Source organism: Caballeronia sp. HLA56 (assembly GCF_054655155.1).
This window is the reverse complement of record NZ_BAAHOB010000005.1, coordinates 1,466,416-1,481,294: the sequence shown is the minus strand read 5'-3', so window position 1 is coordinate 1,481,294 and position 14,879 is coordinate 1,466,416. Positions and strand designations below refer to the sequence as shown.

The window sequence follows — 14,879 nt, the reverse complement described above, 5'->3', positions numbered from 1 at the left end:
TCGGTGTCATCGATTCAGGCGCGCTTCGCCTCTCCGAACGCTTCGGACGTTTCAGACCGCGCGGCTCTTCGACACCGGCGCTGCCGCTTCGCCCGAATGCTTGAGCAACACGGGCGCGAGTTCGCCGGCCACGCGCATGCTCGATACCACGACCGTGCGCACGCCGCTGCCCTCGGTCGAATGACGCAGCGCTTCACGCGTGGTCGCGCGCGCCTCGATACGCGGCTCGATCACGACGATGCCCCGGCAATACGCCGCGAGTTGCACGCGCTGATTGCGCAGCCACGCGGTGCGCAGGCGAATGTCGTCGGCGGTTTCATCGGCGTCGTGCTCGGCGACGATCACGAAGGGCGTGTTGAGCGCAAGCAGGCGGCGCATCTGCGCGCACCATGCAAACGCGTAGCCCGGCTTGACGGCGCGTCGGCGCAGGCGCACGAGCGGAAAGCGGCTGGCGTCGAACATGCGGACATCGAGATCGAGATCGGGAAGCGGGACGGACGGTGAAAGCGACTCGCGCTTTGAATGGAGATTGGCGGCATTCACAGCGGTTTTGGACTCCAGTAATTCAGCGCGGCAACCAGGCTCGGCCAGCGCGACTGTCGCGGCACGGCCCGCTTTTTCGGTTTCGTGGCGCGCGGCAACCGGCGCGCGGCTTCTTTCGGTGCGTCCGATGCCTGGCTCCACGCGTGACGCGTGGTTTCGAGCACTTTTGCGGCGTTGGCCGCGACCGCGCATTCGTTGCGCGCCTCGTGAATTTCGCCTGCCTCGGATACGCCGCCCTGCTCGCGCGTCAAGCCGATGGCAGTGGGAATGGAATCGTTGGTCATGTATGTTCGGGCCTCGTTGGTCGGACGACGCCGGCGTTTTCGCGCCGGCTTCGGCTCCGATGCAAAGCTACGGATAAGCGCTGACGGCAGCGCTGTGTCTCGGATCAGGCCGGGATGGCGGTCGTCGAAGCAGCGGTTCGCGCTTCTTTGCGGCATGCCGATATCCGCGCTTGGGATGCATTGTATTGAGAATCATTCTCAATTACAAGCGGCAAATGGTCTGGCGGCAGAAGGGAAAACCCCGAGAGTCGGAGCTAATGCACAGACCGAAGAAACCGCACCAGAATCCCCGACGAATACGCACCCGCGATCGCCACGAGAAACTCCGCGAACGATTCAGGCGCGGCGGCATCGGCGGTATCCGAGATGGTGCGCACGACGGCGCACGGCACCGCGTGTTCGAAACAAACCTGCGCGAGCGCCGCGCCTTCCATTTCGACCGCGAGCGCATCGGGCAAGGCGTCGCGCAGCGCTAGCACGCCTTCGTTGCTCGCGACGAAGCGATCGCCACTCACGATCAACCCGCGATGCACACGCGGCGCATGCACCGCGAAGCGCTCGGCAAGCGCGCTGCCCTCATCGACGATGAAATTCGCGGCGGCCAGCGCGAGCGCATCGGAAAAGCTGGGATCGGCGGCGAAATGAGAGCGGGCCAGAAGCGGCACTTCATAGCGCGGAAAAAGCGGCGAGGCATCGAGATCGTGCTGCAGGAGCGTGTCGCCGATGACGATGTCGCCCACCCGGACATTTGCATGCACGCCGCCCGCGACGCCCGTGAAAACGATCGCATCGACCTTGAACACGTGAATGAGCGCGCTCGCCGTCGCCGCCGCCGCGACCTTGCCGATGCGCGCGAGCGTCGCCACCACGCGCACGCCATGCGCATGGCCGACGTGATACTCGCGCTGACCGAGCGTCACCGTCTCGACTGCGCCCGCCGCATGCATCTGCGCGACGAGATCGCCCAGTTCCTGCGGCAGCGCCGCCATGATGCCGAGCATCGTCATTCGACCGCTTGCAGTTTCGCCACCGCGAGCGCGAGCCATTTCTCGCCGTGCCGCTTGAAGCGAACCTGCGCGCGCGCATCGCCGCCGGAACCTTCGAGCCCGATCACCGTGCCCTCGCCGAACTTCGTGTGGAACACCGCTTGTCCGACCTTGAAGCCGCTTTCCGCCGCGCGCTGCTCGTTGGCGAACGACGGCAACGCCGGTGCGGACGCGGCGGAACCGCCGTAAGCCGAACCGCCGCGCTCCTGGCCTGGGCGCGCGAACCAGTCGCGGCCCCAGCCGGCGTTATCCGCGCGCCCGCCCCAACGCGCGCCCGGCTCGATCTTCGGCGTGAGCCACTTGAGCGAGCCTTCGGGCAATTCGTCGAAAAAGCGCGAGCGAATGTTGTAGCGCGTCTGTCCATGCAGCATCCGGCTCTGCGCGAACGACAAATAAAGCCGCTCTTTCGCCCGCGTGATCGCCACGTAAGCGAGCCGCCGCTCTTCTTCGAGGCCGTCGGTTTCCTGCGCGCTGTTCTCGTGCGGAAAGAGCCCTTCTTCCAGTCCGGTGATGAACACCGCCGTGAATTCCAGCCCTTTCGCCGCGTGCACGGTCATGAGTTGCACGGCATCCTGGCCGGCCTGCGCCTGGTTGTCGCCCGCTTCGAGCGATGCATGCGAGAGGAACCCCGCAAGCGGCGTCATGGTATCGGGGTTCTGCGCGGGATCGGCAATGCCGGGCGCGTCCAGCACTTCGATCTCGCCGTCCTCGCTCACGATTTCCGGCGCCGCCGTCGCGCCGGGGCGCAGCGGCACGGAACGCGCGGGAGTATCGAGCCCGTAGCCTTCCTCGCTCACGAACGCCGCCGCCGCGTTGACCACTTCCTGCAAGTTCTCCAGACGGTCCTGGCCTTCGCGCTCGGTCTCGTAGAACGCGGCGAGACCGCTCGCGCGCACGACGTATTCGACCGTTTCCGGCAGACTCATCTGCTGCGTTTCGGCGCGCATCTTCGCGACGAGCGTGGCGAAAGCGCCGAGGCTCGAACCTGCCTTTCCCGTGACGTAGGGCACGGCGGCGGCCATCGAACAGTTGTAGAGACGCGCGGCGTCGGCGAGTTGCTCGATGGAGCGCGCACCGATGCCGCGCGTCGGGAAATTGACCACGCGCGCAAACGCCGTGTCGTCATTCGGGTTGTCGATCAGACGCAGATACGCGAGCGCATGCTTCACTTCCTGACGCTCGAAGAAGCGCAAGCCGCCATACACGCGATACGCAATGCCCGCGTTCACGAGCGTGTGCTCGATGGTCCGCGACTGCGCATTGCTCCGGTACAGCACCGCGATCTCCCCGCGCGCGAGCCCCGTATTGATGAGCGCCTTGATCTCCTCGACGATCCAGCCCGCTTCCTGCGAATCCGTCGCGGCTTCGTAGACGCGCACCGGTTCGCCGTGCCCCGCATCCGTGCGCAGGTTCTTGCCGAGCCGCCGCGAGTTGTTGGCGATCAGGAAGTTCGCGGTATCGAGAATATGGCCGTGCGAGCGATAGTTCTGCTCCAGCTTGATGAGATTGCGCACGCGGAATTCGCGCTCGAAGTCGTGCATGTTGCCGACGTTCGCGCCGCGAAACGCGTAGATGGACTGGTCGTCGTCACCGACCGCGAAGATGGCGTTGCTCTCGCCCGCGAGCTGCTTGAGCCACGCGTACTGCAGCTTGTTGGTGTCCTGAAACTCGTCGACGAGGATATTGCGAAAGCGCGCCTGATAATGTGCGCGCAGCGGCGCATTGAACGCGAGCAGTTCGTGGCAGCGCAACAGCAGTTCGGGGAAATCCACGACGCCTTCGCGCTGGCATTGCTGATCGTAGGCTTCGTACAGTTCGACGAACTTGCGGTTGAAGGCGTCCGTGGCGTCCACGTCTTTCGGACGCAAGCCCTGCTCTTTCGCGTTGTTGATGAAGTACTGAAGGTTCTTCGCCGGATATTTTTCGTCGTCGACATTGAGCCCTTTCATCAGCCGCTTGATGGCGGAGAGCTGATCGGCGGTATCGAGAATCTGGAAAGTCTGCGGCAGCCCCGCGTCGCGATAATGCGCGCGCAGCATGCGGTTGCACAGGCCGTGGAAGGTGCCGATCCACATGCCGCGCGTGTCGATGGGCAAGAGCGCCGAAAGCCGCGACATCATTTCGCGCGCGGCTTTGTTCGTGAAGGTCACGGCGAGAATGGTCGGCGGCGACGCGTAGCCCTGCTGGATCAGCCACGCGATTCGCGTGATGAGCACGCGCGTCTTGCCGCTGCCCGCGCCGGCGAGAATCAGCGCGGGCTCGTTGGGCAGCGTCACGGCGGCGAGTTGTTCGGGGTTGAGGTTCGCGAGCAGGTCGGGCATGGGAGCAGGTGGACGGCGAAAAGCGGGCCAAAGTCTCTGGCGGCGGGCCGACCATTATAAGACCGCGCCGATGGCGTCGCCGGCGCCTGGCATCCGCGCCTGGCCGCAGGCCACCCCGAATTCGTCCGATTGACTCGCTCGAACCTTATAATCAGGGATTACCCCGCACTTTTCACGCATTTTTCGGCAGATTTCACGATGAGCGACAACACGCTTGCGAAGAGCTTCGAGCCTCAGAACATCGAGTCCCAATGGGGCCCGGAATGGGAAAAACGCGGCTACTCCGCCCCGACCTTCCAGGAAGGCGCGAAGAATTTCTCCATTCAACTGCCGCCGCCGAATGTCACCGGCACGCTGCACATGGGCCACGCGTTCAACCAGACCATCATGGACGGCCTGACGCGCTATCACCGCATGCTCGGCGAAAACACGCTGTGGGTGCCGGGCACGGACCACGCGGGCATTGCCACGCAGATCGTCGTCGAACGCCAGCTCGACGCCAAAAAAATCTCCCGCCATGACCTCGGCCGCGAAGAATTCCTGAAGCGTGTCTGGGCGTGGAAGCAGAAATCCGGCTCGACCATCACGAATCAGGTACGGCGTCTGGGCGCTTCCATCGACTGGTCGCGCGAATACTTCACGATGGACGACAAGCTGTCCGCCGCCGTGCGCGACGTCTTCGTGACCTTGTACAAGCAAGGGCTCATCTATCGCGGCAAGCGGCTCGTGAACTGGGACCCGGTGCTGGGCACGGCCGTGTCCGACCTCGAAGTCGTCAGCGAGGAAGAAAACGGCAGCCTTTGGCACATCAAGTACCCGCTGCCCGACGGCTCCGGCCATCTGACGGTCGCGACCACGCGGCCCGAAACCATGCTCGGCGACGTTGCGGTGATGGTGCATCCCGAAGACGAGCGGTATCGGCATCTGATCGGCAAGACGGTCGTGCTGCCGCTTGGCGACCGCGAGATTCCGGTTATCGCGGACGACTACGTGGACCGCGAGTTCGGCACGGGCGTCGTGAAGGTCACGCCCGCGCACGACTTCAACGACTACGCGGTCGGCCAGCGCCACAAGCTGCCGCAGATCGAAATCCTCACGCTCGACGCGAAGATCAACGACAACGCGCCCGCGAAATATCGCGGCATGGATCGCTTCGACGCGCGCAAGGAAGTGGTGAAAGATCTCGAAGCGCTCGGCCTGCTCGAGTCCGTGAAGCCGCACAAGCTCATGGTGCCGCGCGGCGACCGCACCAACGTGGTCATCGAGCCAATGCTGACCGACCAGTGGTTCGTCGCAATGACCAAGGCCGCTCCGGAAGGCACGTTCAATCCGGGCAAGTCGATCACGGAAACGTCGCTGGACGTGGTTCGCGGCGGGCAGATCAAGTTCGTGCCCGAGAACTGGACCACGACTTACTACCAATGGCTCGAAAACATCCAGGACTGGTGCATCTCGCGCCAGTTGTGGTGGGGCCATCAGATTCCCGCGTGGTATGGCGAAAACGGCGAGATCTTCGTCGCGAAGACGGAAGACGAAGCCCGCGCCGAAGCCGACGCCAAGGGCTACATTGGTGCGCTGCGCCGCGACGAAGACGTGCTCGATACGTGGTTCTCGTCCGCGCTCGTGCCCTTCTCGTCGCTCGGCTGGCCGGACGAAACCAGGGAACTGAACGCGTTCCTGCCCTCCACCGTGCTCGTGACGGGCTTCGACATCATTTTCTTCTGGGTTGCCCGGATGGTGATGATGACCACGCACTTCACCGGCAAGGTGCCGTTCCACACGGTCTACGTGCACGGCCTCGTGCGCGACGCGGAAGGCCAGAAGATGTCGAAGAGCAAGGGCAATACGCTCGATCCCATCGATATCGTGGATGGCATCGAGCTCGAACCGCTCGTCGCCAAGCGCACCGCCGGCCTCATGAATCCGAAGGCCGCCGCGCAGATCGAAAAGAAAACGCGTAAGGAATTTCCGGAAGGCATCCCGGCCTTCGGCACCGACGCGCTGCGCTTCACGATGGCTTCCATGGCCACGCTGGGTCGCAATGTGAATTTTGATCTGGCACGCTGTGAGGGTTATCGCAATTTCTGCAACAAGCTCTGGAACGCCACGCGTTTCGTGTTGATGAATTGCGAAGGCCACGATTGCGGCTTTGCGAACCCCGGCGACTGCAAGCCGGGCGATTGCGGCCCCGGCGGCTACACGGATTATTCGCAGGCGGACCGCTGGATCGTGTCGCTCCTGCAGCGCGTCGAAGCGGAAGTCGAAAAGGGTTTCGCGGACTATCGCTTCGACAACGTTGCGAGCGCAATTTACAAGTTCGTCTGGGACGAATACTGCGACTGGTATCTCGAACTCGCGAAGGTGCAGATCCAGACCGGTACGCCCGAGCAGCAGCGCGCCACGCGCCGCACGCTGTTGCGCGTGCTGGAAACGGTGCTGCGGCTCGCGCATCCGATCATCCCGTTCATCACGGAAGCGCTGTGGCAGAAGGTGGCGCCGCTGACCGACGTTTTGCCCGAAGGCACGAAGGAAGGCGAGTTGTCGATCATGACGCAGGCCTATCCGCGCGCCGAGACGAAGAAGATCGACGAAACGGCGGAACAGTGGGCGTCCGAACTCAAGGCTGTCATCGACGCATGCCGTAATCTGCGCGGCGAAATGAACCTGTCGCCCGCGGTGAAGGTGCCGCTGCTCGCACATGGCGACGCCGCGCGTCTCCATACGTTTGCGCCGTACGTCGCCGCACTGTCGCGTCTTGCCGAAGTGAAGATCATCGACGACGAAGCCGCGCTCGATGCCGAAGCGGAAGGTGCGCCGGTGGCAATCGTCGGCGCGAACAAACTCGTGCTGAAGGTGGAGATCGATGTCGCCGCCGAACGCGAGCGTCTCACGAAGGAAGTAGACCGCCTGACTGTCGAAGCAGGCAAATGTAACGCGAAGCTCGGAAATGAAAGCTTTGTTTCAAAAGCGCCGCCCGCCGTCGTTGAACAGGAGCGAAAAAGGCTGGCAGAATACGAAACCACTATCGAGAAGCTTCGGGCGCAAATTTTGCGGCTGCCTGTCTGATTGGGCTGTCGTAAAGTAGCATCGCCGCGTGATCGGGGATGTTCGTCCGTTCGCCCAACTGCTCGACGTTCCAAATGATTAAGAGGATCAGGGTTATCACATGCTAAAAGTTACCAAAGCGGTTTTTCCCGTCGCGGGTCTCGGCACTCGGTTCCTCCCCGCGACCAAGGCGAGCCCGAAAGAAATGCTGCCCGTCGTCGACAAGCCGCTGATTCAATATGCGGTGGAAGAGGCAATGGCCGCCGGCATCACCGAAATGATCTTCGTGACCGGGCGCAGCAAGCGCGCGATCGAAGATCACTTCGACAAGTCTTATGAGATCGAAGCCGAACTGGAAGCGCGCGGCAAGGACAAGCTGCTCGAACTCGTGCGCAGCATCAAGCCGAGCCATGTCGATTGCTTCTACGTGCGTCAGGCCGAAGCGCTCGGTCTCGGCCACGCGGTGTTGTGTGCCGAAAAGCTCGTCGGCGACAACCCGTTCGCCGTGATCCTCGCGGATGACTTGCTGTACGGCAAGCCGCCCGTGATGTCGCAGATGATCGAAGTCTTCGACCACTATCACAGCTCGGTGATCGGCGTCGAGGAAATCCCGGCGGAAGATTCGAAGTCCTACGGCATCATCGACGGCAAGGAGTGGGAAGACAACATCTTCAAACTCTCGGGTATCGTCGAAAAGCCGGAACCGGCTGTTGCGCCGTCGAACCTCGGCGTGGTCGGCCGCTATGTGCTGAAGCCCCGCATTTTCGATCACATCCGCTCGATCAAGCCCGGCGCGGGCGGCGAACTGCAGTTGACGGACGCCATCATGTCGCTCCTGTCGGACGAACAAGTGCTCGCGTACAAGTACCACGGCACGCGCTTCGACTGCGGCAGCAAGCTCGGCTATCTGAAGGCGACGGTGGAATTCGCGCTGCGCCATCCGGAAGTGTCGAAAGACTTCGACGAGTATTTGCGCACGCGCTCGCCGAACCTGGCCAGCTGAGTTGAAGTAAGTCGAATTCGCCCGCGTCGGCAGGCGAAAAAAAAGCCCATCGCGTCATGTGATGGGCTTTTTCCATTTCAGCGGCGTCGCATTAGAAAGGTGAACACTTTGTCCTGCGTGGTTACTTCGACGATCTCGTTGCCGGTCTGCCTTGCAAACGCCGCGAAATCGCGCTGCGATCCGGGGTCGGTGGCGAGCACCTTCAGAATCTGGCCGCTCGTCATGTCGGCGAGTGCTTTCTTTGCCCGCAGGATCGGCAACGGGCAGTTGAGCCCGCGCGCGTCGACTTCCTTGTGAACTTCCATCTCGATTTGAATTCCGTTAAGCCTTGCGTGTTGCGAAACATCGAAGGCCCGATTCTAACGCAGCGTTCACAAGTCCACCGGGCGCCCGGTCTCATATGCCTGCCGCATGGCGATGCCAATCCTCGTCGCCTCGCGCGCATCGTCGAGCGTGAGGCCGGTCGGCGTGCCATCTCGCACGAGCGCGACGAAGGCTTGCGCTTCGCGTAAAAACGCATCGTCGAAGCGCTCGAAGAAAGTCGGCGTGCAAACGTTTCGCATGCCGTGTGCATCGGCGATCTCGACGCGGTTCGCACGCGGATTGCGCCCAATGGCAAGCGCGCCCGCCGTGCCGATGACTTCTGTTTGCGTGTCGTGGCCATGAGCCATCGTGCGGGAAGCGTAGAGCACGGCAAGCCGGCCGTCGTCGAATTCGATCGTGCCCACGCCATTGTCGATATCGCCACATTCGCGCAAGCCTTCGTGGATTGCTATCGTGCCGCTCGCGAACACGCGCTTGGGCTTCGGATTACCGAGCATCCAGCGCGCGAGGTCGATGTCGTGCACGCTGCAATCGAGAAAGAGTCCGCCCGATGTCGGCGCGAAACGCACGAAAAAACCATCCGGATCATTCTTGTCGCAGGTCTGCGAGCGCACCATGAACGGCCGGCCGATCGCGCCTTCGCCAATGCGCTCGAAGGCATCTCGATAACTCGCATCGAAACGGCGCACGAAGCCGATCATTACATGCAGATGCGCATGCCGCGCGTGTTCCTCGATCACGCTGTCGCATTCGGCGAGATCGAGCGACAGCGGCTTCTCGCAGAACACATGTTTGCCCGCGCGCAACGCGGCGATGATCTGCCGCGCGTGCAGCGAAGTCGGCGTGACGAGCCACACGGCGTCGATGGACGGATCGGTCAGCAAGTCGGCGTAATCGGCATGGAGCGCGATTTCCGGCAGGTTGTCGCGAGCCCATTCGCGCTCTTGCTCAACCGGGCTGCACGCCGCGACGAGCCGCGCGCCCGGCACATGCCACGCGAGGTTTTCCGCGTGTCTGCGGCCGAGCCGCCCCAGCCCGACAATGCCCACCCGCACCGCGCTCATGCCGCGTTCTCCCCGAGCTTCACGATGCGCTTTTCGCGCCACGAAAGCGTCGCGGCCTCGGCGAGTTCGAGCGCCTTGAGGCCGTCGGCAACAGTGGTGCGCACGGGCTTGCCATTGGTCACGGCATCGAAGAAATGCGCGATTTCCGCGGCATACGCCGCGCGATACCGTTCGAGAAAGAACGCCTCGGGCACGTCGCTCGACACGCCCTTGGTCGAATATGCCGTCACTTCGGTCGGACGCACGTTGCCCGCTTGCAGCATGCCGAGACTGCCGAGCACCTCGAAGCGCTGATCGTAGCTGTAGCCCGAGCGCCGCGCCGTGTTGATCTGGCAGAGGCGTCCGCGTTTCGTGCGGATGGTGACGGCTGTCGAATCGATATCGCCGGCTTCCGCGATGGCGGGATCGGACAAACAACTGCCCGTGGCGTGCAGCGTGTCGGCTTCGTCGTCGAGCATCCAGCGGAAGATGTCGAAGTCGTGGATCAGCATGTCCTTGAAGATGCCGCCCGAATGCTTGATGTATTCCACGGGCGGCGCGCCCGGATCGCGGCTCGTCACGATCAGCATTTCCGGTTCGCCGATCTCGCCCGCTTCCACGCGCGCCCTCAATGCCGAGAAAGTTGGGTCGAAGCGCCGCTGAAAGCCGATCATGCAGACCACGCCCGCTTTCTGCACGGCATCGGCGCAGGCGCGCGCGCGTTCGAGCGTGAGGTCCACGGGCTTCTCGCAGAACACGTGCTTCATTTGCGCCGCCGATGCGAGGATCAGGTCCGCATGCGTGTCCGTGCTCGAACAGACGACCGTCGCGCCCACCGAGGCGTCGCCCATGGCGGCATCGACATCGGCGACTTGCGCGCCGTATTGCGCAGCGAGCGCCGACGCGGCCTCGCGGTTCACATCGACGACATACTTGAGCCGCACGCCAGGCTGCCGCGCGAGATTGGCCGCGTGAATCTTGCCAATGCGCCCTGCTCCGAATACCGCCACGTCAATCGTCATAGCCGCCTGTCTCCTTGGATTCTTCTACGTTGAGTTCGAGCCGGTACGCGAGCGCGATGAACAGCGCCTGGCACAAGCAAATGGTGCTCGTGAGCGAGCGGAACGCGAACGCGCTGCCCTCCTTCACGAGCAGACTCGCGCTCGCGTGACGCGCGAGCGGCGAAAGCTGGCTGTCGGTGATCACGAGCGTCTTCGCGCCGTGATGCTGCGCGGCGCGCACGCAATACTGCGTTTCCTTGCCATAAGGCGCGAAGCTGATGGCCACGACCACGTCGCCCTTTCTCACGCTCTTGACCTGTTCGCGGAACATGCCGCCGATGCCGGAGATCAAATGCACGCGCTTTCTCGTGTGCTGCAGCGCGTAGACGATATAGCTCGCCACCGCGAACGAGCGCCGCACGCCGATCACATAGATGTTCTCCGCGTGTTCGAGCATTTCCACGGCGGCGTCGAACTGTTCGTCGTCGAGACCGGCTTCGAGTTCGTCGAGTCCCGTGCGGCTCGCCGCGATGAATTCGCGCGCCACGGAGACACCGGAGGCATCGCCCGCCTTTTCGTCGATGAGTTTGCGAATGCGCTGCTGATAACTCTGCTGCGAGCCATTGCCGCCCGCGAACGCCTGCCTGAACACGGCCTGCAAGTCCGAGAAGCCCGAAAAACCGAAGCGCTGCGCAAAGCGCACCACGGCCGACGGATGCACGCCGCACGCGGTGGCGATATCGCTCGTACGATCCATCATCACGCTCGACCGATGCTGCTCGATATACGTCGCGACGTTCTTCAACTGACGCGGCAACGTGTCGTAAGCGTCGGTGATGCGCTGCATCAGATCGTCGACGCTCTGCACGTCGGTGCTGGTCTCATCCTGCATGGATAGCTCATGTCGATGGCGCCGCGAAGGCAGACGCCGTGGAAGCGATTATAGGAAGGCTGCAAGGAAAATGGAACGTATTTTCCATTTATGGCATCGGTGCAATTCCTATTGCAGACCGGGAAAACTTGGCCTACTCTTGGTGCTGAGTTCGAAGCGGCCCCAAGCAACGGCCGCATCGGCTCGCGGAAAAGTCAGATCAAACAACAAACCGAGATAGGTGGAGACAATGACCATTCGCAATGGCCGAGCCGCGTTGCGCGCGCTCGCGGCAGCCGCAATCCTGAGCAGCACAGCCTTGTTGACGGCGTCCCCCGCTCACGCGGCGCCCGACGCCAAGTTCGTCCTCATCAGCCACGCGCCCGACTCGGACTCGTGGTGGAACGTCATCAAGAATTCGATCAAGCAGGCGGACGAGGACTTCAACGTCCAGACCGACTATCGCAATCCGCCCAACGGCGACATTGCCGATATGTCGCGTCTCATCGAACAGGCCGCCGCGCGTAATTACGACGGCGTGATCACCACCATCGCGGACTTCGACGTATTGAAGAGCGCGCTCAACAAGGTGACGGCGAAGAAGATTCCGCTCGTCACGATCAACTCGGGCACCGAAGAGCAAAGCGAGCAACTCAAGGCGATCATGCATATCGGCCAGCCGGAATACGTGGCGGGCAAGGCCGCAGGCGAAAAGGCGAAGGCCGCGGGCGTCAAGTCGTTCCTGTGCGTGAACCATATCGCGACCAACACGGTGTCATTCGACCGCTGCCGCGGCTTCGCGGAAGCCATCGGCGTCGACTACAAGGCGTCCACCATCGACTCCGGTCAGGACCCGACGGAGATTCAGTCGAAGGTGTCGGCTTACCTGCGCAATCATCCCGATACGCAGGCTGTACTCACGCTCGGACCCACGCCCGCCTCGGCGACGCTCAAGGCCGTCACGCAAATGGGCCTGCAAAACAAGCTCTATTTCGTGACCTTCGACTTTTCCGATGACATCGCGAAGGGCATCAAGGACGGCACGATCAAGTTCGCAATCGATCAGCAACCGTACTTGCAGGGCTATATCCCCGTGGCCGTGCTCGCTATCGTCAAGAAGGATCACACCACGGATCCGGTGAAGATTCGCCAAATTCTCGAAGCGAATCCGAAGTTCAAGGCGCGTCTCGAAACGTATGGCCTCGCGCCGTCGTATGGACCGAAGAACATTCGTTCGGGTCCGGGTTTCATCACCAAAGAGAATCTCGACAAGGTCGTGAAATACGCCGGTCAATATCGTTGACCGTTCAGGGCGGCCGACTTTTCAGCGCCGCCCGCTATCACTGCATTTGCGCGGAACGTCGTGCGTCTGCTGCGTCTATTCCCGACGCGGCAGGAGCGCGCGCATCGGTATCAGTCAAGGAGCCATCATGGGCGTAGCCGGCAAGCATTACCCTCCACATGCGAATCCACAGCCAGAGTCGGCCGAGACGCAGGAGGCAGCAAAGCCCTCGGACGAACGCGTGCGCCGGCAATCGTGGTTCGGCCATCTGCTGAACCGGCCGGAGTTCGCCGCGATCTCGGGCACCGTGCTCGTGTTCATCGTGTTCGGCTTCGCGGCGGGTTCGTCGGGCATGTTCAACCTCGACGGCGTGATGAACTGGTCGCAGGTGGCGGCCTACCTCGGCTTGCTCGCGGTCGGCGCGTGTCTTCTCATGATCGCGGGCGAGTTCGATCTGTCCATCGGCTCGATGATCGGCTTCGCGGGCATGATGGTCGCGCTGCCCTCGGTTTATCTGCACTGGCCGTTCTCGCTGTCGATTCTCTTCGCGTTCGTCGCTTCCATGCTGCTCGGCGCGTTGAACGGCTACCTCGTGATGAAGACGCGGCTGCCTTCGTTCATCGTCACGCTCGCATTTCTGTTCATCCTGCGCGGCCTCACGCTCGCGCTCTCGATCATGTTCGCGGATCGCACCATCATTTCCGGCGTCGGCGATCTCGCTCAACAAGACTGGCTCGCCGACACGCTCTTTCGCGGCGTCGCGCTGCACGGCCTCTTCGCGTGGCTCGCGCACATGGGGATCGGTCAGTTGCTCGATAACGGCCAGCCGCTCGTGCCGGGCATTCCGAAGGTCATCATCTGGTGGCTCGCGCTCGCCGCCGTCTGCGCCTTCGTGCTCGCCAAGACGCGCTACGGCAACTGGATTCTCGCGGTCGGCGGCGACGCCAACGCGGCCAAGAACGTCGGCGTGCCGGTACGGCGCGTGAAGATTTCGCTGTTCGTGCTCACCGCCTTCTGCTCGTGTCTCTTCGCCGTGCTGCAGGTGTGCGATATCGGCTCGGCAGCGGCCGATCGCGGCTTGCAGAAGGAATTCGAGGCGATCATCGCGGCGGTCATCGGCGGGACGCTTTTGACGGGCGGTTATGGCTCGGTCGTCGGCGCGTGCTTCGGCGCGCTCATCTTCGGCGTCGTGCAGATCGGCATCACTTATACGAACGTGAGTTCCGACTGGTTCCGCGTCTTTCTCGGCGTGATGCTGCTGCTCGCCGTGCTGTTCAATCACTACGTGCGCCGTCGCGTATCGCAAGCTCAGTGAGGCCAACGCCATGAACGACGACAACATTCTCGCGCTGGAAAACGTCAGCAAGTTTTTCGGCAAGGTCATCGCATTGAACGGCGTGACCTTGCGCCTGCGACGCGGCGAAGTGCATTGCCTGCTGGGCGATAACGGCGCGGGCAAGTCCACGCTCATCAAGACGCTGGCGGGCGTGCATACGCCGTCCGCCGGCGACTATCTCGTCGATGGCAAGCCAGTGCGCTTCGAGTCGCCGAAGGAAGCGCTGGATTTGGGCATCGCCACGGTTTATCAGGATCTCGCGCTCGTGCCGCTCTTGTCCGTTGCGCGCAATTTCTTCATGGGCCGCGAGCCGCAGAAGAAACGCTTCGGTCTCTTCAGCGTGATGGATCTCGATCTTGCCGCGGAGACTTCGCAGGCAAAGCTCGCGGAAATGGGCATCAACGTACGCGATCCGCATCAGCCTATCGGCACCATGTCCGGTGGCGAGAAGCAATGTCTCGCGATTGCGCGCGCCATTCACTTCGGCGCACGCGTGCTGATTCTCGACGAACCGACCGCCGCGCTCGGGGTGAAGCAGAGCTTCAACGTGCTGAAGCTGATTCACAAGGCGCGCGAAAAAGGCATTTCCGTGATCTTCATCACGCACAACGTGCACCACGCTTATCCGATCGGCGACTCCTTTACGCTGCTCAATCGCGGCCGCTCGATGGGCACCTACACCAAGGACACCATCTCGAAGAACGAAGTGCTCGACATGATGGCGGGCGGCGCCGAGATGCAGACGATGATCAACGAACTCGAAGGCGCGACGATCTGAGG

13 protein-coding genes are annotated in these 14,879 nt (G+C 62.6%); 5 read left to right on the top strand and 8 right to left on the bottom strand.

Going from position 1 to position 14,879, the window contains the following annotated elements; all coding sequences use genetic code 11:
• Nucleotides 1-51: 51 nt before the first annotated feature.
• The 4 genes from ACYQ47_RS26515 to ACYQ47_RS26500 all read right to left on the bottom strand — a co-directional run bounded on the left by ACYQ47_RS26515 (nt 52) and on the right by ACYQ47_RS26500 (nt 4,194).
• Nucleotides 52-462: a hypothetical protein gene (locus ACYQ47_RS26515; protein WP_284503157.1), complete on the bottom strand. Its 411-nt coding sequence runs from the start codon at nt 460-462 to the stop codon at nt 52-54.
• Nucleotides 463-539: 77 nt separating this feature from the next.
• Nucleotides 540-827 carry a hypothetical protein gene (locus tag ACYQ47_RS26510; RefSeq protein ID WP_459907707.1) on the bottom strand — a complete coding sequence of 96 codons (288 nt, stop codon included), beginning with the start codon at nt 825-827 and terminating at the stop codon, nt 540-542.
• A 254-nt stretch (nt 828-1,081) separates the two neighbouring features.
• The gene (locus ACYQ47_RS26505) at nt 1,082-1,834 is read right to left on the bottom strand and encodes a 5'-methylthioadenosine/adenosylhomocysteine nucleosidase (protein WP_459907705.1); all 753 of its coding nucleotides are present in this window, start codon (nt 1,832-1,834) and stop codon (nt 1,082-1,084) included.
• Entirely contained in the window at nt 1,831-4,194 is a 2,364-nt protein-coding gene (locus ACYQ47_RS26500) for a UvrD-helicase domain-containing protein (protein ID WP_244825671.1), read from the bottom strand. The genes ACYQ47_RS26505 and ACYQ47_RS26500 overlap by 4 nt, the downstream gene beginning before the upstream one ends.
• Nucleotides 4,195-4,392: 198 nt before the next feature.
• Between ACYQ47_RS26500 and ACYQ47_RS26495 the strand changes: the two genes are divergently transcribed.
• Together ACYQ47_RS26495 and galU are read left to right on the top strand one after the other, a co-directional pair.
• Nucleotides 4,393-7,260 (top strand): valine--tRNA ligase, encoded by a 2,868-nt coding sequence (locus ACYQ47_RS26495; protein WP_459909327.1) that lies wholly within the window; start codon nt 4,393-4,395, stop codon nt 7,258-7,260.
• 100 nt (nt 7,261-7,360) lie between these two features.
• Nucleotides 7,361-8,242 carry a UTP--glucose-1-phosphate uridylyltransferase GalU gene (galU, locus tag ACYQ47_RS26490; protein ID WP_244825674.1) on the top strand — a complete coding sequence of 294 codons (882 nt, stop codon included), beginning with the start codon at nt 7,361-7,363 and terminating at the stop codon, nt 8,240-8,242.
• Between the two features lie 77 nt (nt 8,243-8,319).
• On the opposite strand, the gene ACYQ47_RS26485 is transcribed toward galU, so the two are convergent.
• The 4 genes from ACYQ47_RS26485 to ACYQ47_RS26470 all read right to left on the bottom strand — a co-directional run bounded on the left by ACYQ47_RS26485 (nt 8,320) and on the right by ACYQ47_RS26470 (nt 11,502).
• Nucleotides 8,320-8,547 carry a sulfurtransferase TusA family protein gene (locus ACYQ47_RS26485; protein ID WP_062601442.1) on the bottom strand — a complete coding sequence of 76 codons (228 nt, stop codon included), beginning with the start codon at nt 8,545-8,547 and terminating at the stop codon, nt 8,320-8,322.
• 66 nt (nt 8,548-8,613) lie between these two features.
• Nucleotides 8,614-9,630: a Gfo/Idh/MocA family oxidoreductase gene (locus ACYQ47_RS26480; RefSeq protein WP_459907702.1), complete on the bottom strand. Its 1,017-nt coding sequence runs from the start codon at nt 9,628-9,630 to the stop codon at nt 8,614-8,616.
• Nucleotides 9,627-10,631, bottom strand: coding sequence for an inositol 2-dehydrogenase (gene iolG / locus ACYQ47_RS26475; protein ID WP_459907700.1), 1,005 nt, complete (start codon nt 10,629-10,631; stop codon nt 9,627-9,629). Before iolG ends, ACYQ47_RS26480 begins: the two co-directional genes overlap by 4 nt.
• The gene (locus ACYQ47_RS26470; RefSeq protein WP_244825677.1) at nt 10,621-11,502 is read right to left on the bottom strand and encodes a MurR/RpiR family transcriptional regulator; all 882 of its coding nucleotides are present in this window, start codon (nt 11,500-11,502) and stop codon (nt 10,621-10,623) included. Before ACYQ47_RS26470 ends, iolG begins: the two co-directional genes overlap by 11 nt.
• Before the next feature lie 229 nt (nt 11,503-11,731).
• Between ACYQ47_RS26470 and ACYQ47_RS26465 the strand changes: the two genes are divergently transcribed.
• From ACYQ47_RS26465 to ACYQ47_RS26455, 3 genes are all read left to right on the top strand, one after another.
• Nucleotides 11,732-12,784: a sugar ABC transporter substrate-binding protein gene (locus ACYQ47_RS26465; protein ID WP_244825678.1), complete on the top strand. Its 1,053-nt coding sequence runs from the start codon at nt 11,732-11,734 to the stop codon at nt 12,782-12,784.
• A 127-nt stretch (nt 12,785-12,911) separates the two neighbouring features.
• Nucleotides 12,912-14,078: an ABC transporter permease gene (locus tag ACYQ47_RS26460; RefSeq protein ID WP_244825679.1), complete on the top strand. Its 1,167-nt coding sequence runs from the start codon at nt 12,912-12,914 to the stop codon at nt 14,076-14,078.
• Nucleotides 14,079-14,088: 10 nt separating this feature from the next.
• Nucleotides 14,089-14,877 carry an ATP-binding cassette domain-containing protein gene (locus ACYQ47_RS26455; protein WP_244825680.1) on the top strand — a complete coding sequence of 263 codons (789 nt, stop codon included), beginning with the start codon at nt 14,089-14,091 and terminating at the stop codon, nt 14,875-14,877.
• The last annotated feature ends 2 nt before the right edge of the window (nt 14,878-14,879 follow it).